The sequence below is a fragment of the Bradyrhizobium sp. P5_C12 genome (assembly GCF_054049735.1).
Map to the genome: position 1 here is coordinate 90,808 of NZ_JBFULU010000019.1, position 24,439 is coordinate 115,246.

Sequence of the window (24,439 nt, forward strand, 5' to 3'; positions counted from 1 at the left end):
GAACGCTTGCATGACCCGCCCGCGCCGCAGCCATCTGTTCATGCCCGGCTCCAACCCCCGCGCGCTGGAAAAGGCCCAGAACCTGCCGGCCGACGGCCTGATCCTCGATCTGGAAGATTCCGTCGCCCCCGACCTCAAGGGGGTGGCGCGTGACGGCATCGCCGCCGCGATCGCGGACAAGGGGTTCGGCAAGCGCGAGATTTTGATCCGGACCAACGGCCTCGACACGCCCTGGTGGGCCGATGACGTCGCGATGGCCGCAAAAGCTTCGCCGGACGGCATCCTGGTTCCAAAAGTCTCGAGCGTCGAAGATCTCGACACGATCGGCCGCCGCCTCGCCGAACTTGGCGCCGCGCCGACCGTGAAGGTCTGGGCCATGATCGAGACCGCGCGCGCGGTGCTGCATGCCGAGGAGCTGGCCGCCGCCGGGCGCGATCCGAAGACGCGCCTGTCGGGTTTCGTGTTCGGGCCGAACGACATCTCGCGCGAGACGCGGATCAAAATGCTGCCGGGTCGCGCCGCGATGATTCCGATGATCACCCACTGTATCCTGGCGACGCGCGCCCATGGCCTCGAAATTCTCGACGGCCCCTACAGCGACATTGCCAATTCCGACGGCTTCGCCACCGAATGCGCCCAGGGCCGCGATCTCGGCTTCGACGGCAAGACGCTGATCCACCCCTCGCAGATCGACGCCTGCAACGCCATCTTCACCCCGCCCGAGGAGGAAGTCGCGCGTGCGCGCAAAATCATCGCGGCATTCGAATTGCCGGAGAACGTCTCGCGCGGCGCGATCCGGCTCGACGGCGCAATGGTGGAGCGACTGCACGCCGACATGGCGCGGCGCACGATCGAGATCGCGGATGCGATTGCGGCGATGAGCAAGTCTTAGCGCGGCGCGAGGTCGGCGCGATCGAGCGACTCCAGCGTCGAGGCATTCGCACAGTAGCCGTGGTAGTTCTCTGCGGCAGTGCCGCTGGCGAGGTCGCGGTCGCATTGTCCCTTGCTATTGCAGAGCGAGCAGACCCGCACCATGTCGCGCAGCAGCAGCGGCTGTGCGCGGCCGAGCCCTTCGGCATTGATGCCGAGCTGTTCCAGCATCTTCGGCAGTTCGTCGGCGGCGTGCTTGCCGTGGCGAACCAGCTCTTCGAGATCATCGGGCGCAATCCTGAGATCGCCTGCGATCCGATCGAACTCGGAGCGATCGAGCTGCCGTATTTCGTTCAGCTCGCGGCGGTGCTTCAGCCAGGAAGCAAAGGACTCGATGAGGTCCTGAACGATGGGATAAGGCCTGCTTGCGGTGCTCATGCGAAGCTCCGTTGGGCGCGTGCGATTGGAGCCGAATAGAGCACGATGGTGCAGACGCGCGTTGCGCTGGATCAAATTCGGCGCGTGTGTCCTGGCACGCGTTGCGACAGCATCGCAACAACCGCCGTCGTCGTCCCGGCGAAGGCCGGGACCCATACCGCGGGCTCGATCGATGGCGCGCGGTGCGCGTTGCCATCGTACGATGTAACTGAGAGTCTTCGCCAAACCGCCCTCTGTGGTTATGGGTCCCGGCCTTCGCCGGGACGACAGCGGAGAACTGGCGGCTACGCAAACCGCTCCGCAGCCCACGCATACAGGCTGCCCGGGATCGGCTTCTCGCCGCCGCGGCCCTTGGGCGAGATGTGCAGGCCGATGATCGCGGGGTCGGTGACGAGGCCGAGATAGCTCGAGGGATCGAAGAACAGTTTTGGCTCGGCATGCACCGCATAGAACGACTGCTTCGGCAGCGCATTCTGCAATTCGCCGGTGCGGCGCGCGAGTGCGGTGAGTGCCGCGGGTCCGAAGATCGCGACGCGGATGTCCGAGAGGCGGTTCGAGCCGCCGCGCAGGCGGCGCATCATAAACGTGATGCGGTGGCGCACCGACAGCCAGTTCGGCGTCAGCTCTTCCTGCTCCATCAGCTCTTCGAAAGCGGCAACGATGCCGTGCTCGGGCGGCAGATAGATCACGGAGTTGCCGAGCTGGCGCGGCCGCTCCCAGGCGAAATAAGGTTTTGCGGGATCGATCACGGCCGGCTTCAAGAGCAGCACGTCGGCATCGAGCCAGAGACCGGCACTCTTGGCCATCAACTTCATGCGGAAGAAGTCGCTGAACTGGAGCGTGGTCCAGTCGCGCCAGCTTCCATCCGGCTGCGGCGGCCGCAGTCGCTCGGAAAAGGCATGCGGCAGGATCGCCTCGGCGTCCGCGTTCTCGATGCCCGCGGGCAGGCCGGGAATGGTGTCGAAGCTGTACACCGTGACCCTGTGGCCGGCCGCAAGCTGCGAGCGCAGACAGGTCTGGCGCAGTGCGTCCATCGGGCCGTGCCAGAAGGTGACGATGTCGGGCAGCATGCGCGAAGCTATAGGGGATAATCAGGGCAAAGAAAAAGCCCCGGCGCTATCAGCACCGGGGCTTGAACCGGATATCGAGATCAGGCCCAGGCGCGTTCGCGCTTGAGCTTCTCCTCATAGGTGTCGATGGACGACTTCTTCTCCATCGTGAGACCGATGTCGTCGAGGCCGTTGATCAGGCAGTGCTTGCGGAACGGATCGATCTCGAACTTGACCTTGCCGCCGTCGGGACCGCGGATCTCCTGGTTCGGCAGGTCGATCGTCAGCGTCGCATTGGCGCCGCGCTCGGCGTCGTCGAACAGCTTGTCGAGGTCTTCCTGGGCAACGCGGATCGGCAGAATGCCGTTCTTGAAGCAGTTGTTGTAGAAGATGTCGCCGAACGAGGTCGAGATCACGCAGCGGATGCCGAAATCGAGCAGCGCCCAGGGCGCGTGCTCGCGGCTCGAGCCGCAGCCGAAATTGTCACCGGCGACCAGCACCTTCGAATTGCGATAGGCCGGCTGGTTGAGGACGAAATCCGGGTTCTCGCTGCCGTCGTCCTTGTAGCGCTGCTCGGAGAAGAGCCCCTTGCCAAGGCCGGTGCGCTTGATGGTCTTGAGGTACTGCTTCGGAATGATCATGTCGGTGTCGACATTGATGATCTTCAGCGGCGCCGCGACGCCCTCCAGCGTAGTGAACTTGTCCATGGTTGCGCTTCCCGGGGTGGGTTCAGGGGAAAGCGTATTTATCGCGATCGGGGCCCGAATCCTAGGCCGAATTCGGCAGATCTAGTCTGCCTGAGCCTCAATCGCCGCCATATCGTCGTCCGAGAGGCCGAAATGGTGGCCGATCTCATGGATCAGGACGTGGCGGACGATATGGCCGAGGCTTTCCTCGTGCTCGGCCCAATAGTCCAGGATCGGCCGGCGGTAGAGCCAGACCATGTTGGGCAGCCGCGCCACGTCGCCAAAGCTCTGCTGCGGCAGGCCGACGCCCTGGAACAGGCCGAGCAGGTCGAACTCGCTCTCGCATTCCATCTCGTCGAGCACCTCCTCGGTCGGGAAGTCGTCGACGCGGATGATCACGCCCTCGCAGAGCTTGCGAAATTGCGCGGGCAGGCGCTCGAAGATCCCGTGTGCCGTCGCTTCCATCTCGGCCAGCGAGGGCGCTTTCAATTCCGTCCACATGCTCTCTCCTTAGCGCGGGTTCCCCGGCGATGCATCCCGCTTTATAAGCGCGGCGAGGTTGACGGGCGCCGCCAAAACGGGGAGCGTACGGCACCTCGATGGGGACGTTTCAGGTGGGTGGTGCGATGCGGGCGGGAACAGCGGTACTGGTTCTACTTGGCATGGGGTTGTTTTCGCCATTTTGCGGTAGCGCCGAAGCCCAGACGGCCGGTCCCGACGTCCGGTTGGCCCAGGCCGCCCCGCCCGACGGCCCGCCGCCGCGCAAGCGGCCCCAGGCGCGCTTGCGCGTCACCCCCTATTACAGCCCGGACGGCGTCTATCCGCGCTACTATCCGGGTCCCGATGCGGTCCGCGTGTGCAACGCGACCTATGTGCAGGAATACCGGCCGAGCGGCACAGTGATCGTGCCGCGTATGAGCTGCTACTGGCGCCGGGGCTGAGGCAGACTTACTGCCCGCGCAGCGCGCCGAGCAGTCCGGCGCCGACGATCGCTGCGGACGCGCCATAAACCAGGATCGCCATCACCAATTGTGTGAACGGGCTCGCCGCACCGGCCTCGACGCCTGGCCCCTGCGCGGCAAGCGCCGTGCCCGCGCCGAGCGCAAGGCTCGCTGCGATCGCGAGGCGAGATATCCGCAATCCGCTGGAATTCGGCATGACCATCTCCTGCATTCGCTCGACCAGAAGATACGTTCGTCGCTGACGGCCGGTTTTGGTGGCGCCTGAAATGTTGCGCCGAGACTCAGGAACTTGTTGCGTGCGCTCTGCACGCGTCGGGAGCGCGTTCATCCATAGCCTATTCAGTCTCAAGGCTCCAGAGCTCGGCCCTAATCCTTGTGTCGTAACACCATTGGCGCCGTCATCATTGGCGCGGGCATCGTCATCACCGCCGGGCCTGTTTTAACTTGCAGACGGCCTGGTGAAGCCCGCATGCTCAAGGCGCGGAGGTCGTCATGACGCGATGGATTGCATTGGCCGTTCTCGTTGGGCTCGCCGCCGGTATGCCTCGCGCTTCCGCGATGCAGAGGACGACGAAGCCGGATGCCTCGGCGGGGATCGCAGTTTTTGATGCGCGACGACACGCGCGACACCACGACATTGCGCGGCATTCTGCGCCCCATGATCCGCGCTACTACGCGCGGCCCGTCTACTACCGTCCCTATCCCTACGGTGTGCCCGCCCCCTTCGTGCTCGGTTTCGGACCGTGGTGGTGAGGCGCTAGCCGGTAGGCGCAAATCCCTTCACCAGCAGCACGGTCGCCTGCGCGCCTGCCTTGCGATCGCGCGAGATGTCCTCGTAGTCGGGTGAGTTGGAGAAGGCGAGAAACGCGGCTTCGTCGGGAAACGACATCATGACAAGTTTGTCATAGGGCCATGCGCCTTCGAGCACACGCGGATGTTCGTCGGCCGCCAGCAGCCGTCCGTTGTACTTCCTGAACACATCGAAGAAGCGTGCCTGATAGCGGTCATACGCCGCGCGGTCCGTCATCTTCAATTGCGCGATCGCGTAGACAGTCATGGCAAGAATTCCTCCCGTCGCGGCACTGCGCCGGAGCGCGTTGCCGGAAACTCGTTCATTCATGAGGCGTTCACGTCGCTATCCCTAATTTTAATCTTGGGCGCGACCGCAAATGAACAGCCGAATGAACACCGGTGGCGCGAGACGCTGCGCCGCAATGCCGCTGTCCGGGTTCAGGGAGAATTCCATGCTGAGGATTTTGGGTGTTGGGACAAGCCCGTTACGCTTGCTCGGGCTTGCGGCCGTCACAACGCTGATGCTGTCGGCGGGGACTGCGCGTCGTGCCGAGGCGTTGACTCCGATCAATCCGGCGCCGTTGCCGGCGGCGAAGACTGCGGCCGACGACATGATCACGCAGGTTCGCCATGGCGGCGGCGGTGGTGGGCATGGCGGACATGGTGGCGGCTTCCACGGCGGTGGCGGTTTTCGCGGCGGCGGCGGTTTCCATGGTGGTGGAGGACATTTCGGCGGCTTCCGCGGCGGTGGTTTTCACGGCGGTGGTTTCCGTGCCGCGCCGGCCTTTCACGGCGGCGGTTATCGCTACGGCGGCTTGCATCGCTATGGCGGATTTCATCGCTACGGGGCCTATCGTCCCCATTACGGCTATCGCCACTTCCACCGGCGCTATTATTACGGCGGCTACTATCCCTATTACCACTATCCGCGCCGCTGCCGGATCATCTGGACCTATTACGGCCCGCGCCGCATCTGCCGCTGGCATCGCTGGCACTATCCGTACCGCTATTGGTAGCGCGAGCCTGCGTCATTCCGGGGCTCGCAAAGCGAGAACCCGGAATCTCGAGATTCCGGGTCTGGCGCTTGCGCGCCATCCCGGAATGACGTCTTAGCTACAGCCAATCCTTCAATTTCCACGACGCCGACTTCCAGCGTGTGAGGTTCTCCAGCTTCCACTGCTTGAACATCGCCGGCGGCCAGCGGCTGAGGCGCGAGGTCTCCTCGACCTCGGGCTTGGCGACGATGCGCAGCGGCGCAGGGCGACGCCGGTGCTGGCGTGTCGCCTCGCCGATCAGGTCGACATATTCGGGCTTGTTGGTCATGAGGCGTGTCCTCGCGAAACCGTCGCGAGGACACAATGTCGGCGCTGCCGATTAACGGCCGTTTGCCGCTTTAGCTCAAATTGCAGGGAGCGGCTTAGCGCCACTCCCGGACGTCGACGAAATGGCCCGCGATCGCGGCGGCCGCCGCCATCGCCGGCGACACCAGATGGGTGCGGCCCTTGAAACCCTGGCGGCCCTCGAAGTTGCGGTTCGAGGTCGAGGCGCAGCGCTCTTCCGGCTTCAGCTTGTCCGGGTTCATGGCGAGGCACATCGAGCAGCCCGGCTCGCGCCATTCGAAGCCGGCCTTGATGAAGATCTTGTCCAGACCTTCGGCTTCGGCCTGCTCCTTCACGAGGCCGGAGCCCGGCACCACCATGGCATTGACGTGGGCCGAGACCTGCTTGCCCTCCGCGATCTTGGCGGCGGCGCGCAGATCCTCGATGCGGCCATTGGTGCAGGAGCCGATGAAGATGCGGTCGAGCTTGATGTCGGTGATCTTGGTGCCCGCGGTCAGGCCCATATATTTCAAGGCGCGGTGCTTGGAGAGACGCTTGGCCTCGTCCGCGATCTTGTCCGGATCGGGCACGATGCCGGTCACCGAGATGACGTCCTCAGGCGAGGTGCCCCAGGTCACGATCGGCGGCAGCTTTGCCGCATCCAGCCGCAGCTCGTGGTCGAAATGCGCGCCGTCGTCGGAGCGCAGCTTCTCCCAGTAGCGCATGGCCGCATCCCAGTCGGCGCCCTTGGGTGCCTTGGGACGGCCGCGCAGGAAGTCGAACGCCTTCTGGTCGGGCGCAACCAGGCCGGCGCGCGCGCCGCCCTCGATCGACATGTTGCAGACCGTCATGCGGCCTTCCATGCTGAGCGCGCTGATCGCATCGCCGGCATACTCCAGCACGTAGCCGGTGCCGCCGGCGGTGCCGATCTCGCCGATGATGGCCAGGATGATGTCCTTGCCCGTCACGCCGTCCGGCAATTTGCCGTCGACGGTGACGCGCATGTTCTTCGCCTTCTTCTGGATCAGCGTCTGCGTCGCCAGCACGTGCTCGACTTCGGAGGTGCCGATGCCGTGCGCGAGCGCGCCGAACGCACCATGGGTCGAGGTGTGGCTGTCACCGCAGACGATGGTGGTGCCGGGCAGCGTAAAGCCCTGCTCGGGGCCGATGACATGGACGACGCCCTGGCGCTTGTCGAACTCGTCGTAATATTCGATGCCGAATTCCTTGGCGTTCTCGGCCAGCGCCTTGATCTGCTCGATGCTTTCAGGGTCGGGGTTCGGCTTGGTGCGGTCGGTGGTCGGCACGTTGTGGTCGACGACGGCGAGGGTCTTTTCCGGCGCGTGGACCTTGCGGCCGGTGGCGCGCAGGCCTTCGAACGCCTGCGGCGAGGTCACCTCGTGCACCAGATGGCGATCGATATACAGCAGGCAGGTGCCGTCATCGGCTTCGTGCACCAGATGGTCGTTCCAGATCTTGTCGTACAATGTGGTCGGCTTGGACATGAGCGTCAGCTCCGGGAATGTGTGTCAGCGGTATGCGCGGTCACGCGCGGGGCAACGAAGTCGTCTTCAGCGCAGCGTTTAAGCTGCGGGACTAAGCTCTGACGTTGCCGAGGTCGCGAAGCGTCCGAAGAACCGGCCAGGCAGCCGCGAGCGATCGTCGATGACGACGCGCTCGATGGGCTGCATGCTGGTCTGATCTGGAACCATTCCAGGAATATATAGCAGGCCAGTTCAGAAGCGCGAGGCCTTTGACGCGCACGGCTGAGGCAACAAAAAAGCGCGGGGTTTCGCCCCGCGCTCTTCGAAACTCGCCTGATGGCGGAGCTTACTCGTTGACGGCGGTGGCGCGGTCCTGCTTCTCGACGATGCGGGCCGACTTGCCGCGGAGATTGCGGAGATAGTAGAGCTTGGCGCGACGCACCTTGCCGCGGCGCACCACCTTGATCGAGTCGATCATCGGCGACATCAGCGGGAACACGCGCTCGACGCCCTCGCCATACGAAATCTTGCGCACGGTGAAGCTCTCGTTGAGGCCACCGCCGGAACGGCCGATGCAGACGCCTTCATAGGCCTGCACGCGGGTGCGGTCGCCTTCGATGACCTTCACGTTGACGATCACGGTATCGCCGGGACCGAATTCCGGGATGTTCTTGCCGGCGGACAGCTTGTCGAATTGCTCTTGTTCGAGCTGCTTGATCAGGTTCATGGGTAAATCTCCATCAGCGCGCCCAGCCTTGGAAACGGGGGCTGCGCGAAATTCGTCTATCCAGCCATTGCGGATTTGGCCGCTGCTATAAGGCAAGCCGGAGCGTTTGTCACCCGTCTGTCTTGGTTTTTGGCGTTTTTTGGCGACCGGGCCGATTCGGGGCTTTGCTCGGGACCTGAGACCACAAATCCGGTCGCCGGGCCGCCGTCAGGGCCTCGGATTCCGCCCGCCGCCAGGCCGCGACCTTGGCATGGTCGCCGGAGGTCAGGATCTCCGGGATCGGAATACCCTCGAACAGCTGCGGGCGGGTGTATTGGGGGTATTCCAGCAGCCCATCCGAGAAGCTTTCCTCGGTTCCGGAAGCCTCCTTGCCCATGACCCCCGGCAGCAGCCGGACGCAGGCGTCAATCAGCGCCAGCGCCGCGATTTCGCCTCCCGAGAGCACGTAATCGCCGATCGAGACCTCTTCGAGGGCCCGTCCGTCGATTACCCGCTGGTCCACCCCCTCGAAGCGTCCGCAGACGATCAGGGGTCCGGCGCCCTCGGCGAGCTCCAGGACGCGTGCCTGGGTCAATGGCCGACCCCGGGGGCTCATCAGCAGACGGGGCCGGTCCGGCCCGGCCTCAGCCGCGTCGATCGCTGCCGCCAGGATGTCCGCCCGGAGCACCATGCCCGGGCCGCCGCCGGCCGGGGTGTCGTCAACGCTGCGGTGGCGGTCGGTCGCGGAGGCCCGGATGTCCCGTGCCTCGAGCTCCCACAGCCCGGACGCCAGCGCCCGCCCGGCCAGGCTCACGCCGAGCGGCCCCGGAAACATCTCCGGAAACAGCGTCAGCACCGTCGCGCGCCAGGGTGAGGGGTTGGTCATTGCGCCCTATGAAATCCGTCGTCCCGGCGAAGGCCGGGACCCATAACCACCGCAGGCAGTTTTGCGATGGCTGGAGCTACCAGCTTAGCCAAAAACCACACCCTGTGGTTATGGGTCCCGGCCTTCGCCGGGACGACCCGCGAAGGGGTCGCCGTTCCTGTCCTCGCCTTCGATCTCCTGCGGCAGCGCGATCACGACGCGTCCGCCGGCGATGTCGACCTCCGGCACCACCGCATTGGAGAACGGCAGCAGCAGCGACGTGCCTTTGGGCGGCGCGATCTCGATGATGTCGCCGGCGCCGAAATTATGGATCGCGAGCACGCGGCCGAGCGCGTCGCCATCGATGGTGACGGCGGCGAGCCCGATCAGGTCGGCGTGGTAATATTCGTCCGCGTCGATCGCGGGCAGCTTTTCGCGCGCGACATAGAGCTCGATGCCGTTGAGGCGTTCGGCCTCATCGCGGGTCGTGACGCCCTTGAACGTCGCGACCAGATGATCCTTGGCCTCGCGCGCCGTTGCTACCTCGAACTGGCGCTTGCCGTCCTTGGCGAGAAGCGGCCCATAACGCCGCACGGCAAGTGGATCCTCGGTGAAGGTCCACAATTTGACCGCGCCGCGCACACCATGCGCGGCGCCGATCCGCGCGACGCAGATCAGCGCCGACATGAATTAGCCTTAGCCCTTGGCGGCGGCTTCGGCCTGCGCCTTGCGCTCCTTGCGCGGCACGGCCTTCTGCGGGTTGCTGCGCGCTTCGCGCTTCTTGACGCCGGCGGCATCGAGGAAGCGCATCACGCGGTCCGACGGCTGCGCGCCCTTGGCGAGCCAGGCCTTCACCTTGTCCATGTCGAGCTTGAGCCGGGTCTCGTTGTCCTTCGGCAGCAGCGGGTTGAAATGGCCGAGGCGCTCGATGAAGCGGCCATCGCGGGGGAAGCGCGAATCGGCGACGACGACGTGATAGACGGGGCGCTTCTTGGTGCCTGCGCGGGCGAGGCGGATAACGACGGACATCTAGTTCTCCTTCAAAGTACGTTTTGTTCGGTTGATTGGTATTCCGCGTTGCGCGGGACGCTTGCGATCCCGCACGACGAATTCCTCATTTCTTCTTGCCTGGAAACCCGCCGAGGCCCGGCAGCATCGGCTTGCCGCTCAACCCGGTCAGGCCAGGAACGTTCGGCAGACCGGTGCGCAGACCTGGGGGCAGATCCTTCGGCAGGCTGGGCAGGCCCTGGCCGCCGCCACCCTGCATCTTCTCCTGCAAGGCCTTCATCTCTTCCGGCGAAGGCGGCTTCATGCCGCCGCCAAAGCCCATCGCCTGCGCGATGCCGGCGAGCGGACCGCGCTTGCCCGAGCCCATGGCCTTCATCACGTCGGCCATGTTCCGGTGCATCTTGAGCAGCTTGTTGACCTGCTCGACGCTCTGGCCGCTTCCGGCGGCGATGCGCTTCTTGCGGCTGGCCTTGAGCAGATCGGGATGACGCCGCTCGTCGCGCGTCATCGAATCGATCACCGCGACCTGGCGCTTCAAGATCTTGTCGTCGATGCCGGCGGCCGCGATCTGGTTCTTCATCTTGGCGATGCCGGGCATCATGCCCATCAGGCCGCTGATGCCGCCCATGTTCGCCATCTGCAACAGCTGCTCGCGCATGTCGTTGAGGTCGAACTGGCCCTTGCGCATGCGCTCGGCGGTGCGCGCGGCCTTTTCGGCGTCGATGTTGGCGGCAGCCCGCTCGACCAGCGAGACCACGTCGCCCATGCCGAGGATGCGGCCGGCGATACGGTCGGGATGGAAATCCTCCAGCGCGTCGGTCTTTTCACCGGTGCCGATCAGCTTGATCGGCTTGCCGGTGACCGCACGCATCGACAGCGCGGCGCCGCCGCGGCCGTCGCCGTCCACGCGGGTCAGCACGATGCCGGTGAGGCCGACGCGCTCGTCGAAGGCGCGGGCGAGGTTGACGGCGTCCTGGCCGGTGAGGCTATCGGCGACCAGCAGCACTTCATGCGGATTGGCGGCAGCTTTGATCGCGGCTGCCTCCGCCATCATCTCTTCATCGAGCGTGGTGCGGCCGGCGGTGTCGAGCAGCACGATGTCGTAGCCGCCGAGCTTGCCGGCCTCCAGCGCGCGCTTGGCAATCTGTGGCGGCTGCTGTCCCGCCACGATCGGCAGGGTCGGAATGTCGAGATCGCGGCCGAGCACTGCCAGCTGCTCCATCGCCGCCGGGCGATAGACGTCGAGCGAGGCCATCAGCACCTTGCGCTTGTCGCGCTGGACCAGGCGGCGGGCGAGCTTGGCGGTGGTGGTGGTTTTACCGGAGCCTTGCAGGCCGACCATCATGATCGGCACCGGCGGCACGGAATTTACGTCGATGGTCTGGCTTTCGGCGCCGAGCGTATTGATCAGCTCGTCATGGACGATCTTGACCACCATCTGGCCGGGCGTCACCGACTTGACGACGGTGGCGCCGATCGCCTGCTCGCGGACGCGCTCGGTGAAGCTGCGGACCACTTCGAGCGCGACGTCGGCTTCCAGCAGCGCGCGGCGCACCTCGCGCATCGCGGCGTCGACGTCCTTTTCGGTCAGCGCACCGCGCCCCGTCAGACGATCGAGAATGCCACCAAGCCGTTCCGACAGATTGTCGAACAATGCCGTTGTCCCTTGTCCCGCTCGCGCAGGGTTGCCGCATTCACCACTGTCATGCCCCGGCTTGACCGGGGCAGCCAGTACGCCGCGGCGCCTCGGCTCAAACCGAGCTGCCTCTGGAATACTGGATCCCCCGCCTTCGCGGGGGATGACCACTTACTTGGGCAAGCGATCTTCCAAACACCTTTACGCCCGAGGGCGCATAGCGCTGTCGGGCGTTAGCCTCTGGCCTCGCAGGACCAGTCGGCGGGTCGAAAAGAAAGCCTTTCCGAGAAAGTGCGCGGGTTAAACGCCGCTCAGGCAAGAAAGTCAAGGAAAGTTAGCGCCCGGAGATGGCTTCTGCAATGCAAGCCATTGAAAACATGAGGCTTTCGACCATGGGTTCCTTTTCCGGCGGCACCGCCCATATAGGCGGTGATGTCTTACCGCGTCGACCATCCCTGAAGCCCGCCCGTGCCGATCACCCGCCGCCGCGTTTTCGGACTGCTTGCCGGTGGCGCTGCGCTGGTCGGCGTGCCCTCCCTTTGGATGTCCCGCATGAAAACCTATGACGGCCCCGTGTCCGACCATTTCGACGGCCTGACCTTCTTCGATCCCGACGGGGCGCCGCCACGATCGCTCGGCGAGGTGCTGCGTTGGCAATTGGGTGGCCGGGGGCAGCGCGCGGACTGGCCGGATTGGGCGCCGAGCCCCCATGCCGATACGCCGCCGGCCCGCGTCGACGGCGACAAGGTACGGCTCTCCTTCGTCGGCCACGCCAGCTGGCTGATCCAGACCGGCGGCCTCAACATCATGGTCGATCCCGTCTGGTCGATGCGGGTCTCGCCTGTCAGCTTCGCCGGACCGAAGCGGCACAACGATCCCGGCATCGCGTTCGAGAAGCTGCCGAAGATCGACGTCGTGCTGGTTTCCCACGGGCACTATGATCATCTCGACATCGCGACGCTGTCGCGGCTTTCCAAGAATTTTGCGCCGCGCGTGGTGACCCCGCTCGGCAACGACGTAACGATGCGCAGCGCCGATTCCACCATCAAGGTGGAAGCCTTCGACTGGCATGATCGTGTCGAGCTCGGTGGCGGTGTGGCCGTGACGCTGGTGCCGACCCGGCACTGGTCGGCACGCGGCATGTTCGACCGCAACAAGGCGCTGTGGGCGAGTTTTGTCCTGGAGACGCCGGCCGGAAAAATCTATGTCGTCTGCGATTCCGGCTATGGCGACGGCGGGCATTTTCGCCGCGTCGCCGAGAAGCACGGGCCGCTGCGTCTGGCGATCCTCCCGATCGGCGCCTACGAGCCGCGCTGGTTCATGCGCGACCAGCACATGAATCCGGAGGATGCGGTGAAGGCGCTCGCCGATTGCGGCGCGCAGGAAGCGCTCGGGCATCATCACGGCACGTTTCAGCTGACGGATGAGGCGATCGATGCGCCGGCGAAAGCGCTGGTCGAGGCGCTCGATGCGGCGAAGATTCCGCAGGAGCGGTTCGTGGCGATGCAGCCGGGGCAGGTGGTGGAGATTTAGCGTCATTCTCCGCTGTCGTCCCGGCGAAGGCCGGGATCCATAACCACAGGAAGACGTTTGACGAAGACTCGTCGTTTTCAGTCTACCCGCGGTACCGCGACCTGCGCCTACCGAAAGATCACGCGGTATGGGTCCCGGCCTTCGCCGGGACGACACCATTGGTGTTGCGGCAGTGTGCCTCCTACTGCCCCTGCTTGATTGCCCAGCTCACATTCACCGTCACCGACAGCGTTTCCTCGCCCGGCGCAACGGCGGCTGGCGCGGCCATCGGCGCCGTTGCCATCCTCGACTTGAACAGCGGCACCGGACCGCCGCCCTCGGAAACGCTCAGCGGTGCACCCAGCGTGACGCCGGTGGCCCTGGCGTAGATCTCGGCCTTGCGGCGGGCATCGGCGACCGCCTGCTCGCGGGCGTCGTCAAGCAGCTTTGAGGCCTGCGTCACCTCGAAGGAGATGTTGCCGATATCGTTGGCGCCGGCGCTGACCAGTATGTCGATGATGCCGGCCACCTTGGTCACGTCGCGAATCTTCACGGAGACACGATTGGAGGCGCGGAAGCCGACCACGGGCGAGGCGCCGGTGGTTTTGTTCTGGCCGTATTGCGGCTGCAGCGACAGCCGCGAGGTCTGGTAGTCCTTCTCCGCGATCCCGGCGCCCTTCAGCGCCAGCAGCACCTTGCCCATCGCCGCGTTGTTGGCATCGGAGGCTTCTTTGGCCGTCTTGGCGTCATTGGCGACACCGGCGTCGATCTGCGCGAGATCGGGCGCTGCGGATACGGTCGCTTCTCCGCTGACCGAAATGGCGGCTGGAAAATCGTCGGCGAGCGCGGGCGTAGCCAAAAGCGTGGCGGCGACAAATGCGGCGAGGGCAACAGGCTTCTTCATCATTCTCACTTCAGCGGCACATAGACGTTGATCACGAGCTTGTCCTCGGCCGTCTTCAGGGGATCGGTGAGGTATTCCTCGATGAACGTGTCCTTGGCTTCCAGCTTCTTGTCGTCGAGGTGATTGGTGATCGCCTCATAGGTGTTGTCCATGTTGTCGTACGAGCCGCGATGGACGAATTTCAGCGCCTTGCCCTCCGGCGATTTGCCGATGCTCATGTCCTTGGCCAGGTTTTTCGGGTCCTGCTCGACCGGGATCTCGGCGAGGAAGGTGAAGCCGGTGTCGTCCGTCGAGGTGTAGACGATCATGGAATTGCCGGCGTGCTTGATGCCCTGCTTGTCCAAGAGCGTGTTCAGCACCTTGAAGGCGTCGATCAGCGTGTCGAAGGCCGAGTCCCAGTTGGCGGTGCCCTTGACCATCACGACCTTCTTCGGCTCGAGCGCGGTCTCCAGGCCAAAGGGATCGGCGGTCTGCACCGGGGCCGGGGTGACGGCCGCGGCGGGCGGCGGCACCGGGCCGGGCGAGGGTGAGGCGCTGGCCGCCGGCGAGGGCGTTGCCACAGGCGCGGGCGAGGCGCTCGCGGCCGGGGCGGGCGATGCCGAGGGCGCCGGCGAGGGACTGGCCGAGACAGCCGGCGCCGGGCTCGGGGTTTGTGCCCAAGTGCCGGAAGCGCCAAGCGACAGGGCCGCTGCCGGGATCAGCGCGGCCACAGCGAGACGACAAAAGCGATTCATTCTATTCTCCCCAAAACCTTACGTACCAAGGCCTTAACCCACCAAGGCCTTAACCCGGCCGCGCGTCCCCGGATTGCGCGAACTGTGCCGTTCTAACACGCGAGCGCCGAATTCGTCCCATGACAGATGCGTCATGGCTCTCACAGCAAATCACTGGTCAAGCCGCCAAGGATCGCCATATAAGGCAGGCGAAATTCGGGAAATTTCATGAGCGCGCTGGCCAACCACGCATTTGCCAAGATGAACGGCATCGGCAACGAGATCGTCGTTGTCGACATGCGCGATTCCGCCGCGCCGGTCACGCCGGACGATGCCCGCGCCGTCGCGTCCGCCGAGGGCGGCGTGCCCTACGACCAGCTCATGGTGCTGCAGAAGCCGCGGCTCGACGGCACCGAAGCCTTCATCCGCATCTACAACAATGACGGCTCGGAGGCCGGCGCCTGCGGCAACGGCATGCGCTGCGTGGTGCGGCGCATCTTTGAGAAGACCGGACAGGCCACCGCGACGTTCGAGACGGCCGCGGGCCTGCTCAATGCCTGGCAGGGCCCGGCGCCGGATCTCTACACCGTCGACATGGGCGCGCCGAAGTTCGGCTGGCAGGACATTCCGCTGGCGGAAGAATTTCGCGACACCCGCTACATCGAATTGCAGATCGGGCCGATCGACAATCCGATCCTGCATTCACCCTCGGTGGTGAGCATGGGCAATCCGCACGCGATCTTCTGGGTCGACGACGTCAACGCCTACGATCTCGAGCGCTTCGGTCCGCTGCTCGAGAACCACCCGATCTTTCCCGAGCGCGCCAACATCACGCTCGCCCAGATCGTCGACCGCGAGCACATCACGATCCGCACCTGGGAACGCGGCGCGGGCCTGACCAGGGCGTGCGGCTCGGCGGCCTGCGCGACGGCGGTCGCCGCGGCGCGCCTGAAGCGCACGGAGCGCAATGTCGAGATCACGCTGCCCGGCGGCAAGCTCGGCATCGAATGGCGCGAGCGCGACGACCACGTGCTGATGACGGGCACGGCGACCTTCGAATATGAGGGCGCGTTCGATCCGGCGCTGTTCGCGCCGGTCGGGTAATGGGCGTCGAGGTCGTCACCTTCGGCTGCCGCCTCAATGCCTTCGAGGCCGAAGTGATCCGTCGCGAGGCCGAAGGCGCGGGGCTGTCCGATACCATTGTCATCAACAGCTGTGCCGTCACCAACGAGGCGGTGGCGCAGGCACGGCAGTCGATCCGCAAATTGAAGCGCGAGCGTCCGCAGGCGCGCATCGTCGTCACCGGCTGCGCGGCGCAGACGCAAAGCCGGATGTTCGCCGATATGGCGGAGGTCGACCGCGTCGTCGGCAATGACGACAAGATGCGCAGCGATGCCTGGCGCGAGGCGCGCGACGCATTCGACATCGGCGCCAGTGACAAGATCGCCGTCAGCGACATCATGGCCGTGAAGGAGATGGCGCCGCATCTCATCGACGGCTTTGCGAGCGGCCTGCCGCGCGTGTTCGTGCAGGTGCAAAACGGCTGCGACCATCGCTGCACCTTCTGCATCATTCCGTTCGGCCGCGGCAATTCGCGCTCGGTGCCGATGGGCGCCGTTGTCGAGCAGGTGCGAGCACTGGCCGCGCGCGGCCATGCCGAGATCGTACTCACCGGCGTCGATCTCACGAGCTATGGCGCCGATCTTCCGGGTGCACCAAGACTCGGCATGCTGACGAAGCAGATCCTCCGACACGTCCCGGAGCTGAAGCGGCTGCGCATCTCCTCGATCGATTCGATCGAGGCAGATTCCGATCTGCTCGATGCCATCGCCGACGATGCGCGGCTGATGCCGCATCTGCACCTGTCGCTGCAATCCGGCGACGACATGATCTTGAAGCGCATGAAGCGGCGGCATTCGCGCAGCGATGCGATCGCGTTCTGCGACCAGGTGCGGCGCCTGCGCCCGGACATCGCGTTCGGCGCCGACATCATCGCGGGATTCCCGACCGAAACGGAGGAGATGTTCTCGCGCTCGCTGGATCTGGTCGAAGAGTGCGGCCTCACCTTCCTGCACGTCTTCCCCTATTCGCCGCGCCCCGGCACACCCGCCGCGCGCATGCCGCAGGTGGCGGGCGGCGTGATCAAGGAACGGGCGAGGCGGCTGCGTGCGGCTGGCGAAGCGGCGTTGCGGCGGCGGCTGCAAGCCGAAATGGGCGCAACACGCGAGGCGCTGATCGAGAGCGAGTCGCAGGGGCGCACGGAGCATTATCTGCCGGTGGCGGTTGCGGGCGCGCGCGTCGGGAGCGTGATGCCGATCAGGATCGCGGGCAGCGATGGCGAGCGACTGATGATGTGACTCGGTCGCTGCTCCCTCAATGTCGTCCCGGCGAAGGCCGGGACCCATACCGCGTGATCCATCGATTGCGGGTGGTCCGCGTACCGAACGACTAATCTTCGCTAAACTTCTCCCTGTGGTTATGGGTCCCGGCCCCCCGTGCGCAATTGCGCACCAGGCCGGGACGACACTGGGAGTGTGGATGCGCCGTACTAGAACGCGCCCCTACAACGCCCTGACCTGCCAGAACCGCAGCGTCCGCCGCGCGTTCTCCGGGGTCATGCGGACGAAATGGCCTTGCGCCTTGGCGAGGTCGGCGGGCTTCATCGCGCCGGTGGCGTAGCGGCTTTCCAGCACGGCGGCGGTGGTTTCCCAGCTGAGCTGTGCGGCCTTGCAAGGCACCAGCAGGCCGTCGTCGCGCAGGCTCTGCATCAGCGGGCGAATGACCTCGACGGTCGATCCGGACAGCGCGGCCAGGGCCGCGACGGTTTCTTCGTAGCGCCGCTGCGTGGCGAAACCGAGCAGCGTCGCTTCGCTGAGCTGGCCTGAGGCCTTGAGATTTGCGATGGCGCGCTTGGCGCCTTCGAAGTCGCGGACGCCCGACATCTCGCGCTCGACGCCGACGGTGACGGCTGCGATCGCGCTCTGGATCTCCTCGAACAGATGCGGCGGCGCGCGTGACAAGAGCCGCGTGCGAACGGCATCCGTGGCCGAGCGCAGCAATTGGCGGCGCAGCTCCGACGGCAGGTCGACGCGGACGCCGATACTCACGGCAAGCTCGGGATCGGACTCGGCCTGTCCGACGATGACGGCAAATCCGCCTCCCGAGACGCGCGCCCCGGGATTGGCGGCAAGCCGCCGGCTGACACTGGGATAGCGCCGCGCCAACAATGCGTCGGTGACAATCTCCTTCAGCCACCAGCGGCCGGCGACTGCGAGCAGATGCGACTCGCCCTTGCTCGCCGCGATCTGCATCAGATCGCCGTCGTCGAGGCGCGCGGATTCCTGGAGCACGGGACCGGCGATGCGGATCTCGTCATTGTTGGCGAGGCGGCGGATCACCGACGGCGGTGCCTGTGCGATCGGCGCGAGTTGCGCACTGATTTCGGCCAGCGCGATGCGCGCGCCCATGTCGGCGATGGCGCGCAGCTCGATGGTGCCGATCAATCTCTCGAGCACGTCGTCGAACAGCGCGATCTGCTCGTCGTCAAAACTGCCGGCGGAGGACAGGAACAGGTCGGTGACGCGCCGGACCGTTTCCAGGCCCTTTTCCGCCGAGCCGAGCCGAATCGCGGATTCGACTTCGTCGATGATCGATAGCTCGGCCTTGGACATGACGCGCGGCTCGTCCTGAGCGGATTGACGGAAGCTTGTTCTAAGCAGCCGTTATCATTAGAGGCGAGCACTGAACGTTTCGTAAACCATGGCTCGGAATGCGGTAGCTTCAGCGAGATGCCGCCGCGGAGGAGCTGCGCTCCCTCTCCCGCTTGCGGGAGAGGGCTGGGGAGAGGGTGTCTCAGCAATCGAGAACCCCCAAGAGGAGAGAGCCCTCACCCGCGCCTTCGGCGCGACCTCTCCCGCAAGCGGGAGAGGTGAACGACGGCGCCGCCTATTCCCCATTCCACCCGCAGGCGCGGAGCCGCTCATGCATATGGGGTGGGGCCGGCGCCACCACGCGGACCGGCTCCTTGTTCCGGGAGATCGGCACCACGATCTCGCGGGAATGCAGATGCAGCCGCGGCTCGCCGAAGCGGGGGCCGTTGCCGTAAATGTTATCGCCAAAGATCGGCCAGCCCGTTGCGGCCGAATGCACCCGCAATTGATGGGTCCGGCCGGTGACCGGTTCCATGGCAAGCCAGGTCAGGCCTTCGCTCCGGCCCATCACTTTCCAGTTGGTGACAGCCTTCTGGCCCTCGGAGTCCGGCTTCTGCCACCAGCCGCGCTCGGCATTGAGCCGGCCGAGCGGCATGTCGATGGTGCCTTCGTCCTCGGCAGGACCGCCCTCGACCACGGTCCAGTAGGTCTTGCCGATCTTGCCATGCTTGAACAGCAGGCCGAGCGAGGCGGTGGCCTTGCGGTGGCGGCCGAGCACGAGGCAGCCCGAGGTGTCCTTGTCGAGCCGGTGGGCCAGCACCGGCGGCCGCGGCAGGCCGAAACGGAGGGCGTCGAACGAGGCTTCAAGATTGGCGCCGCCCTTGGGGCCGCGATGCACCGGCAGGCCCGCCGGCTTGTCGATGACCAGCATCAGCCCGTCGCGATGGAGCACGCGCGCCAGAATTTCGTCGGCGGTCAATTCGGGAACATCGAGCAATTGCAGGACTTTCGGTCAAGACTTTCGTTTACGGGCCGGAACGGCTAACACACCGCCATCATGAACGATACCACGTCAGACCCCCCCAAGCTGAGCTGGTGGCGCCGCCTGTCCAACGGGCTGAAGCGCACCTCGTCCTCGCTCGGGACCGCGGTCGCCGACCTCGTCACCAAGCGCAAGCTCGACCGCGCCATGCTCGACGACATCGAGGATGTGCTGCTGCGCGCCGACCTCGGCACCCAGGTTGCGGTCCGGATCGCCGAGGCCGTGGGAACGGGACGCTATGACAAGGCGATCTCGGCGGACGAGGTCAAGGACGTCGTCGCGACCGAGGTCGAGAAGGTACTGTCGCCGGTAGCAAAACCGCTCGAGATCGAGGCGGGCAAGAAGCCCTTCGTGATCCTCGTGGTCGGCGTCAACGGCTCCGGCAAGACCACGACCATCGGCAAGCTCTCGCAGAAGTTTGCGTCCGAGGGCCGCAAGGTGATGCTGGCCGCCGGCGACACGTTTCGCGCAGCCGCGATCGAGCAGCTCAAGGTGTGGGGCGAGCGCACCAAGACGCCGGTCATCGCCGGTGCGCAGGGCTCGGATTCGGCGAGCCTCGCCTTCAACGCGCTGACCGCGGCGAAGGAGCAGACCATCGACGTGCTCCTGATCGACACCGCCGGGCGCCTCCAGAATAAAGCCGTGCTGATGAACGAGCTCGAAAAGGTCGTGCGCGTCATCCGCAAGGTGGACGACACCGCGCCGCACGCGGTGCTGCTTGTGCTGGACGCCACCGTCGGCCAGAACGCGCTGTCGCAGGTCGAGGCGTTCCACCGCACCGCCGGCGTCACCGGCCTCGTGATGACGAAGCTCGACGGCACGGCACGCGGCGGCATCCTGGTGGCGCTCGCTGAAAAATTCAAACTGCCGGTGCACTTCATCGGCGTCGGCGAAGGCGTCGACGATCTCGCGCCGTTCACCGCGCGCGATTTCGCCCGCGCCATTGCCGGAATCGAAAGCTAAGGAATGGACAAGACCCAGCCGCATCCGTTGTTCAAGCTCGCGACCGAGCTCGGTCCGCTGCTCGTGTTCTTCTTCGTGAATGCGAAGTTCAATTTGTTCGCCGCGACCGGCGCCTTCATGGTCGCGATCGTCGCGGCGATGATCGCCTCCTATGTGGTGACGCGCCACATCCCGATCATGGCGATCGTCACCGGCGTGATTGTGCTGGTGTTCGGCACGCTGACCCTGGTGCTGCACGACGAGACTTTCATCAAGGTCAAGCCGACCATCATCTACGGCCTGTTCGCCGCGATCCTCGGCGGCGGGCTGCTGTTCGGCCGCTCCTTCATCGCCGTGATGTTCGACCAGATGTTCAACCTGACGCCGCAGGGCTGGCGCATTCTCACCTTGCGGTGGGCGCTGTTCTTCGCGGGCATGGCGGTGCTGAACGAGATCGTCTGGCGTACCCAGAGCACGGATTTCTGGGTGAACTTCAAGGTGTTCGGCGTAACCCCGCTGACCATGATCTTTGCCATCGCGCAGATGCCGCTGACCAAGCGTTATCATCTTGAGCCGGTATCGCTGGAGGCGAGCGAGGCCGAGGCGGGGGATGTGAGGAAGCGGTAGCGCTTTCCCGAGGGTGATAACGGCCTAGCGGTTGGGCATCTTCTGCCGCTCCGGCGAACATGCTAGAGCCCGCCCATGAGCTCCCTTCCCTCCTCCGTCGACGTCGCAATTATCGGCGCCGGTGCCGCGGGCCTCGGCGCGGCGCACGCGCTGCACGGCTCCGGCCTCTCGGCGATCGTGCTGGAGGCGCGCAATCGCATCGGCGGCCGGGCCTGGACCGTGCAGGCCTCGCCCGAAGTGACCTTCGACGTCGGCTGCGGCTGGCTGCACTCGGCGGACAAAAACTCCTTCGTTTCGATCGCGCGGCAGCTCGATTTCGAGGTCAACAAGGACCTGCCGCCCTGGCGCGAGCGCGCCTTCGGCACCGCCTTTCCACAAGCCGAGCGTGACGATTTCATGCGCGCGATGGACGCGTTCTATCAGCGTCTTTGGCAGGCCGCGCAAAAGGGCAAGGACGAACCTGCGAGCTGGAGCCTCGAGCCCGGCAATCGCTGGAATCCCATGATCGACGCGGTCTCGACCTACATCAATGGCTGCGAACTGAAGGACATGTCGACGCTCGACTGGGATGCCTATGAGGACAGCAACCTCAACTGGCGCATCCGCCGCGGCTACGGCGCGCTGGTCGCAGCCTATGGCGCGAGCTGCCCGGTCGCGCTGAACTGCAACGTCACGCTGATCGATCATTCCGGAAAGCGCATCCGCCTCGACACATCGCAGGGCACGCTGACCGCGGACAAGGTCATCGTCACGGTGCCGACCAATTTAATCGCCGATGAGGCGATTCGCTTCTCGCCGCCGCTCCCGGCCAAGGTGGATGCCGCGGCCGGCCTGCCGCTCGGCGTCGACGACAAGGTGACGCTGGCGCTCGACGATGCGGAGGCCTTCCCGAAGGAAGGCAATTTGCGCGGCGCCACCATGCGCACCGCGATGGGCACCTACCACATCCGCCCGTTCGGTCAGCCCTGCATCGAAGGTTTTTTCGGCGGCAGCTTTGCACGCGAGCTGGAAGACGCCGGCGATGGCGCCTTCGCCGCGCAAAGCATCGACGAGATCGCAGGCTTTCTCGGCAACGACATCCGCCGCAAGCTGAAGCCGCTCTGCGAGTCGCGCTGGGCGCACGATCCATTCGCCAGAGGTTCCTATTCGCACGCATTGCCCGGCCATGCCGGCGACCGCGCCGTGCTGGCGGCGCCGGTCGATGGACGCCTGTTCTTCGCGGGAGAAGCGACGTCGCCGAACTTCTTCACGACGGCGCATGGGGCAAGGGACAGCGGCGAGCGGGCGGCGAAGGAAGTGTTGGCTGCGATTGGAGAGCGTTAGTCTATCTCCAACGTCGTCCCGGCGAAGGCCGGGACCCATACCGCGTGATTTCCCGATGAACCGCGGTGCTCGTACCGCGGATTGATCCCCTCACTTCCAGTCTTCGCCAAACTACGGCCTGTGGTTATGGGTCCCGGCCTACGCCGGGACGACACCGAATTCGTGGGGCCGCCGTCGCGTTACTCAATCACCCGCGCCCGTAGATCGGCATCCGGCACAAAGCACGCCTCGTATTTCCCAAAGATGCGATAGCGGTTGCGAGCAATGAGGCTGTACACCGCATTCCGCAGCGGTTTTGGTACGGCGAACAATGCGCGCGTCCATCCCCATCCCGGCAATTGCGACAGCACGGTCAGCGCAGCGTCGGATTTCATGAACACCTCGCCGCCATGGACCACCGCATTGGTGTCGGGATCATCGGGATCGATGCCGAATGTCCGCGCGAGTTTCGTCCCGTAGTCCGACTGGATCGGCGTGAAGCGAAACCGCCTCGCCGTGTCGCGCTGCGCCACGAAGCGGACCCAGCGCGAGCAGAAGATGCAGACGCCGTCGAACAGGATCACGTCGTCGTCCGGCCATTTGTTCATGAGCGATTATCCAGCATCAGGAGCGCGACCAGCATCAGCACGATCGCCGGTCCCGTCTTCACCAGCGCGCCGAGCGGCTCGATCCAGAGGTCGGGCGTGAGGATCGCAGCACCCACCATGTAGCCGAGCGAGGCGACGATGCCCACGACCAGCCCGATCGCCGCGGTGCGGCGGAAGGCAATCAGCACGCCGATGCTCATGTCCATCAGGCTGGTGCCGATCGTGATGGGATCGACCAGCGCCGGCGGAAAACCGTGCGCGGTCAAAATGCCGGCGGCCGCGCGATAGGAGACGAACAGCGCGATGAATCCGGAGACGAGCCAGAACACGACCAGGCTGGCGAAGATCAGCGCCTTGACCAGGAACAGCCGCGCGAACCATTTGTCCTGGATGGTGGCGGGGTGGCGCCCGATCGTCTCAGCCAGCGTCTTCGGCGCAATGCCCGTGGCAGCGATCCACGCTGAGGGATCACCGGTGACGCCACGGCGCAGCTCGACGATGGCCGTCGAGCGCATCGGCGGCATCCAGCCGAGATAATTGGCGAGGTCGCCGATTTTCGCACCGAGATCGAGCGCAAGCGAAGGCATTGCGACGTGCGGCCAGCCGGCCGTGCCGAACGCGACACGAAACTGCTTGACGACGCCGGCCATCGTGGCCGGTTCGGATTGCATCAGATCCCAGCTCACGGCCTGCGCGGACGCATCATCGACATCGCGCGCGGCGAGCCAGGCGATGGTGACGGCGATATCCGCGACGGCGACGGGCTGGAATGGCGTCGCCATCTCCGCAGTCGGCAGGTCGAGCGGAAAGGCGGCGAGCGCGCGCAGCATGGCGCTGCCGCCATAGGCGGACGGCGCCACCACGAAGCCGGGCCGCAGGATGGCATGGGGAATGCCGGAGGCCGCGATCAGCCGCTCGGCCTCGCGCTTGGTCGTCGCGAAGGCGGTGCGATCGGCCTCCGCGATTCCGGGAATCGAGATGTGTACCAGCCGGATCGCGCGGCCGCTGTCGCCGATCGCCTCAAGCAGGCGCGCGACAAAATCGCGATGCACGGCGCTGGTGTCGCTGCCCGGACCGTCCTGAAGCACACCGAGACAGTTCACGATGACATCGACGGCATGCTCGCTCAGCAAACGCGTCAGCGCGGCCACATCGAGGGCGAGGATCGGCAACTCGATGTCCAGCGCGCTCATCTTCTGCGCCGGCGACAGGCTGCGCGCGAGCCCGACCACGCGAAAGCCGCGCAGGCGCAAATCGTCGGTGACGAAGCGGCCGATCAGGCCGGAAGCGCCGAGCACGAGAATGGTGCGCTGATTCATCACTC

General features: G+C 65.5%; 28 protein-coding genes. 9 read left to right on the forward strand and 19 right to left on the reverse strand.

What is annotated here, in order from left to right; all coding sequences use genetic code 11:
• The first annotated feature begins 10 nt into the window (after positions 1-10).
• Complete coding sequence (locus tag ACXJMY_RS18820) at positions 11-892, forward strand: HpcH/HpaI aldolase/citrate lyase family protein (RefSeq protein ID WP_456620832.1); 882 nt, start codon at positions 11-13, stop codon at positions 890-892.
• Here ACXJMY_RS18820 and ACXJMY_RS18825 read toward each other — a convergent pair.
• The 4 genes from ACXJMY_RS18825 to ACXJMY_RS18840 form a co-directional block, all read right to left on the reverse strand.
• A complete protein-coding gene (locus ACXJMY_RS18825) occupies positions 889-1,308 on the reverse strand; it encodes a DUF6455 family protein (protein WP_456620833.1) in 420 nt (139 codons plus the stop codon). The two genes, ACXJMY_RS18820 and ACXJMY_RS18825, sit on opposite strands and share 4 nt — an antisense overlap.
• A gap of 284 nt (positions 1,309-1,592) precedes the next feature.
• Positions 1,593-2,378: a hypothetical protein gene (locus ACXJMY_RS18830; protein ID WP_456620834.1), complete on the reverse strand. Its 786-nt coding sequence runs from the start codon at positions 2,376-2,378 to the stop codon at positions 1,593-1,595.
• 80 nt (positions 2,379-2,458) lie between these two features.
• Positions 2,459-3,064: a 3-isopropylmalate dehydratase small subunit gene (gene leuD / locus ACXJMY_RS18835; RefSeq protein ID WP_456620835.1), complete on the reverse strand. Its 606-nt coding sequence runs from the start codon at positions 3,062-3,064 to the stop codon at positions 2,459-2,461.
• Between the two features lie 81 nt (positions 3,065-3,145).
• Positions 3,146-3,544: a metallopeptidase family protein gene (locus ACXJMY_RS18840; protein WP_456620836.1), complete on the reverse strand. Its 399-nt coding sequence runs from the start codon at positions 3,542-3,544 to the stop codon at positions 3,146-3,148.
• A gap of 161 nt (positions 3,545-3,705) precedes the next feature.
• Between ACXJMY_RS18840 and ACXJMY_RS18845 the strand changes: the two genes are divergently transcribed.
• Positions 3,706-3,984, forward strand: coding sequence for a hypothetical protein (locus tag ACXJMY_RS18845; protein WP_456620880.1), 279 nt, complete (start codon positions 3,706-3,708; stop codon positions 3,982-3,984).
• A 7-nt stretch (positions 3,985-3,991) separates the two neighbouring features.
• Here ACXJMY_RS18845 and ACXJMY_RS18850 read toward each other — a convergent pair whose 3' ends face one another.
• The gene (locus ACXJMY_RS18850) at positions 3,992-4,201 is read right to left on the reverse strand and encodes a hypothetical protein (protein WP_456620837.1); all 210 of its coding nucleotides are present in this window, start codon (positions 4,199-4,201) and stop codon (positions 3,992-3,994) included.
• 561 nt (positions 4,202-4,762) lie between these two features.
• Positions 4,763-5,062, reverse strand: coding sequence for a DUF1330 domain-containing protein (locus tag ACXJMY_RS18855; protein ID WP_456620838.1), 300 nt, complete (start codon positions 5,060-5,062; stop codon positions 4,763-4,765).
• 187 nt (positions 5,063-5,249) lie between these two features.
• On the opposite strand from ACXJMY_RS18855, the gene ACXJMY_RS18860 reads away from it, so the two are divergent.
• Positions 5,250-5,813: a hypothetical protein gene (locus ACXJMY_RS18860; protein WP_456620839.1), complete on the forward strand. Its 564-nt coding sequence runs from the start codon at positions 5,250-5,252 to the stop codon at positions 5,811-5,813.
• Positions 5,814-5,910: 97 nt separating this feature from the next.
• Here ACXJMY_RS18860 and ACXJMY_RS18865 read toward each other — a convergent pair whose 3' ends face one another.
• From ACXJMY_RS18865 to ffh, 7 genes are all read right to left on the reverse strand, one after another.
• Complete coding sequence (locus ACXJMY_RS18865; protein ID WP_456620840.1) at positions 5,911-6,120, reverse strand: hypothetical protein; 210 nt, start codon at positions 6,118-6,120, stop codon at positions 5,911-5,913.
• A 94-nt stretch (positions 6,121-6,214) separates the two neighbouring features.
• A complete protein-coding gene (gene leuC / locus ACXJMY_RS18870; RefSeq protein WP_456620841.1) occupies positions 6,215-7,621 on the reverse strand; it encodes a 3-isopropylmalate dehydratase large subunit in 1,407 nt (468 codons plus the stop codon).
• Between the two features lie 325 nt (positions 7,622-7,946).
• Entirely contained in the window at positions 7,947-8,327 is a 381-nt protein-coding gene (rplS, locus tag ACXJMY_RS18875; RefSeq protein WP_456620842.1) for a 50S ribosomal protein L19, read from the reverse strand.
• Positions 8,328-8,436: 109 nt separating this feature from the next.
• Positions 8,437-9,192 carry a tRNA (guanosine(37)-N1)-methyltransferase TrmD gene (gene trmD, locus ACXJMY_RS18880; protein WP_456620843.1) on the reverse strand — a complete coding sequence of 252 codons (756 nt, stop codon included), beginning with the start codon at positions 9,190-9,192 and terminating at the stop codon, positions 8,437-8,439.
• Positions 9,193-9,300: 108 nt separating this feature from the next.
• Positions 9,301-9,858: a ribosome maturation factor RimM gene (gene rimM / locus ACXJMY_RS18885; protein ID WP_456620844.1), complete on the reverse strand. Its 558-nt coding sequence runs from the start codon at positions 9,856-9,858 to the stop codon at positions 9,301-9,303.
• Positions 9,859-9,867: 9 nt separating this feature from the next.
• The gene (gene rpsP / locus ACXJMY_RS18890; RefSeq protein ID WP_456620845.1) at positions 9,868-10,200 is read right to left on the reverse strand and encodes a 30S ribosomal protein S16; all 333 of its coding nucleotides are present in this window, start codon (positions 10,198-10,200) and stop codon (positions 9,868-9,870) included.
• A gap of 85 nt (positions 10,201-10,285) precedes the next feature.
• Entirely contained in the window at positions 10,286-11,833 is a 1,548-nt protein-coding gene (gene ffh / locus ACXJMY_RS18895) for a signal recognition particle protein (protein WP_456620846.1), read from the reverse strand.
• A 450-nt stretch (positions 11,834-12,283) separates the two neighbouring features.
• On the opposite strand from ffh, the gene ACXJMY_RS18900 reads away from it, so the two are divergent.
• Positions 12,284-13,348: an MBL fold metallo-hydrolase gene (locus ACXJMY_RS18900; RefSeq protein WP_456620847.1), complete on the forward strand. Its 1,065-nt coding sequence runs from the start codon at positions 12,284-12,286 to the stop codon at positions 13,346-13,348.
• A gap of 181 nt (positions 13,349-13,529) precedes the next feature.
• Here ACXJMY_RS18900 and ACXJMY_RS18905 read toward each other — a convergent pair whose 3' ends face one another.
• Together ACXJMY_RS18905 and ACXJMY_RS18910 are read right to left on the reverse strand one after the other, a co-directional pair.
• A complete protein-coding gene (locus tag ACXJMY_RS18905) occupies positions 13,530-14,231 on the reverse strand; it encodes an SIMPL domain-containing protein (RefSeq protein WP_456620848.1) in 702 nt (233 codons plus the stop codon).
• 5 nt (positions 14,232-14,236) lie between these two features.
• A complete protein-coding gene (locus ACXJMY_RS18910; protein WP_456620849.1) occupies positions 14,237-14,965 on the reverse strand; it encodes a GyrI-like domain-containing protein in 729 nt (242 codons plus the stop codon).
• A gap of 207 nt (positions 14,966-15,172) precedes the next feature.
• On the opposite strand from ACXJMY_RS18910, the gene dapF reads away from it, so the two are divergent.
• A complete protein-coding gene (dapF, locus tag ACXJMY_RS18915; protein WP_456620850.1) occupies positions 15,173-16,048 on the forward strand; it encodes a diaminopimelate epimerase in 876 nt (291 codons plus the stop codon).
• Positions 16,048-17,301: a tRNA (N(6)-L-threonylcarbamoyladenosine(37)-C(2))-methylthiotransferase MtaB gene (gene mtaB / locus ACXJMY_RS18920; RefSeq protein ID WP_456620851.1), complete on the forward strand. Its 1,254-nt coding sequence runs from the start codon at positions 16,048-16,050 to the stop codon at positions 17,299-17,301. Before dapF ends, mtaB begins: the two co-directional genes overlap by 1 nt.
• A gap of 204 nt (positions 17,302-17,505) precedes the next feature.
• On the opposite strand, the gene ACXJMY_RS18925 is transcribed toward mtaB, so the two are convergent.
• Positions 17,506-18,615: a DUF2336 domain-containing protein gene (locus tag ACXJMY_RS18925; protein WP_456620852.1), complete on the reverse strand. Its 1,110-nt coding sequence runs from the start codon at positions 18,613-18,615 to the stop codon at positions 17,506-17,508.
• Positions 18,616-18,889: 274 nt separating this feature from the next.
• On the reverse strand, positions 18,890-19,591 hold the full coding sequence (locus ACXJMY_RS18930; RefSeq protein WP_456620853.1) for an RluA family pseudouridine synthase: 702 nt from the start codon (positions 19,589-19,591) through the stop codon (positions 18,890-18,892).
• A gap of 60 nt (positions 19,592-19,651) precedes the next feature.
• On the opposite strand from ACXJMY_RS18930, the gene ftsY reads away from it, so the two are divergent.
• The 3 genes from ftsY (at position 19,652) to ACXJMY_RS18945 (ending at position 22,528) form a co-directional block, all read left to right on the forward strand.
• Positions 19,652-20,599, forward strand: coding sequence for a signal recognition particle-docking protein FtsY (gene ftsY / locus ACXJMY_RS18935; RefSeq protein WP_456620854.1), 948 nt, complete (start codon positions 19,652-19,654; stop codon positions 20,597-20,599).
• A gap of 3 nt (positions 20,600-20,602) precedes the next feature.
• Positions 20,603-21,205 carry a septation protein A gene (locus ACXJMY_RS18940; RefSeq protein ID WP_456620855.1) on the forward strand — a complete coding sequence of 201 codons (603 nt, stop codon included), beginning with the start codon at positions 20,603-20,605 and terminating at the stop codon, positions 21,203-21,205.
• A 75-nt stretch (positions 21,206-21,280) separates the two neighbouring features.
• Positions 21,281-22,528: a flavin monoamine oxidase family protein gene (locus tag ACXJMY_RS18945; RefSeq protein ID WP_456620856.1), complete on the forward strand. Its 1,248-nt coding sequence runs from the start codon at positions 21,281-21,283 to the stop codon at positions 22,526-22,528.
• A gap of 179 nt (positions 22,529-22,707) precedes the next feature.
• On the opposite strand, the gene ACXJMY_RS18950 is transcribed toward ACXJMY_RS18945, so the two are convergent.
• A complete protein-coding gene (locus ACXJMY_RS18950) occupies positions 22,708-23,115 on the reverse strand; it encodes a thiol-disulfide oxidoreductase DCC family protein (RefSeq protein WP_456620857.1) in 408 nt (135 codons plus the stop codon).
• Positions 23,112-24,434, reverse strand: coding sequence for a DoxX-like family protein (locus tag ACXJMY_RS18955; protein ID WP_456620858.1), 1,323 nt, complete (start codon positions 24,432-24,434; stop codon positions 23,112-23,114). Before ACXJMY_RS18955 ends, ACXJMY_RS18950 begins: the two co-directional genes overlap by 4 nt.
• Between the last annotated feature and the right edge of the window lie 5 nt (positions 24,435-24,439).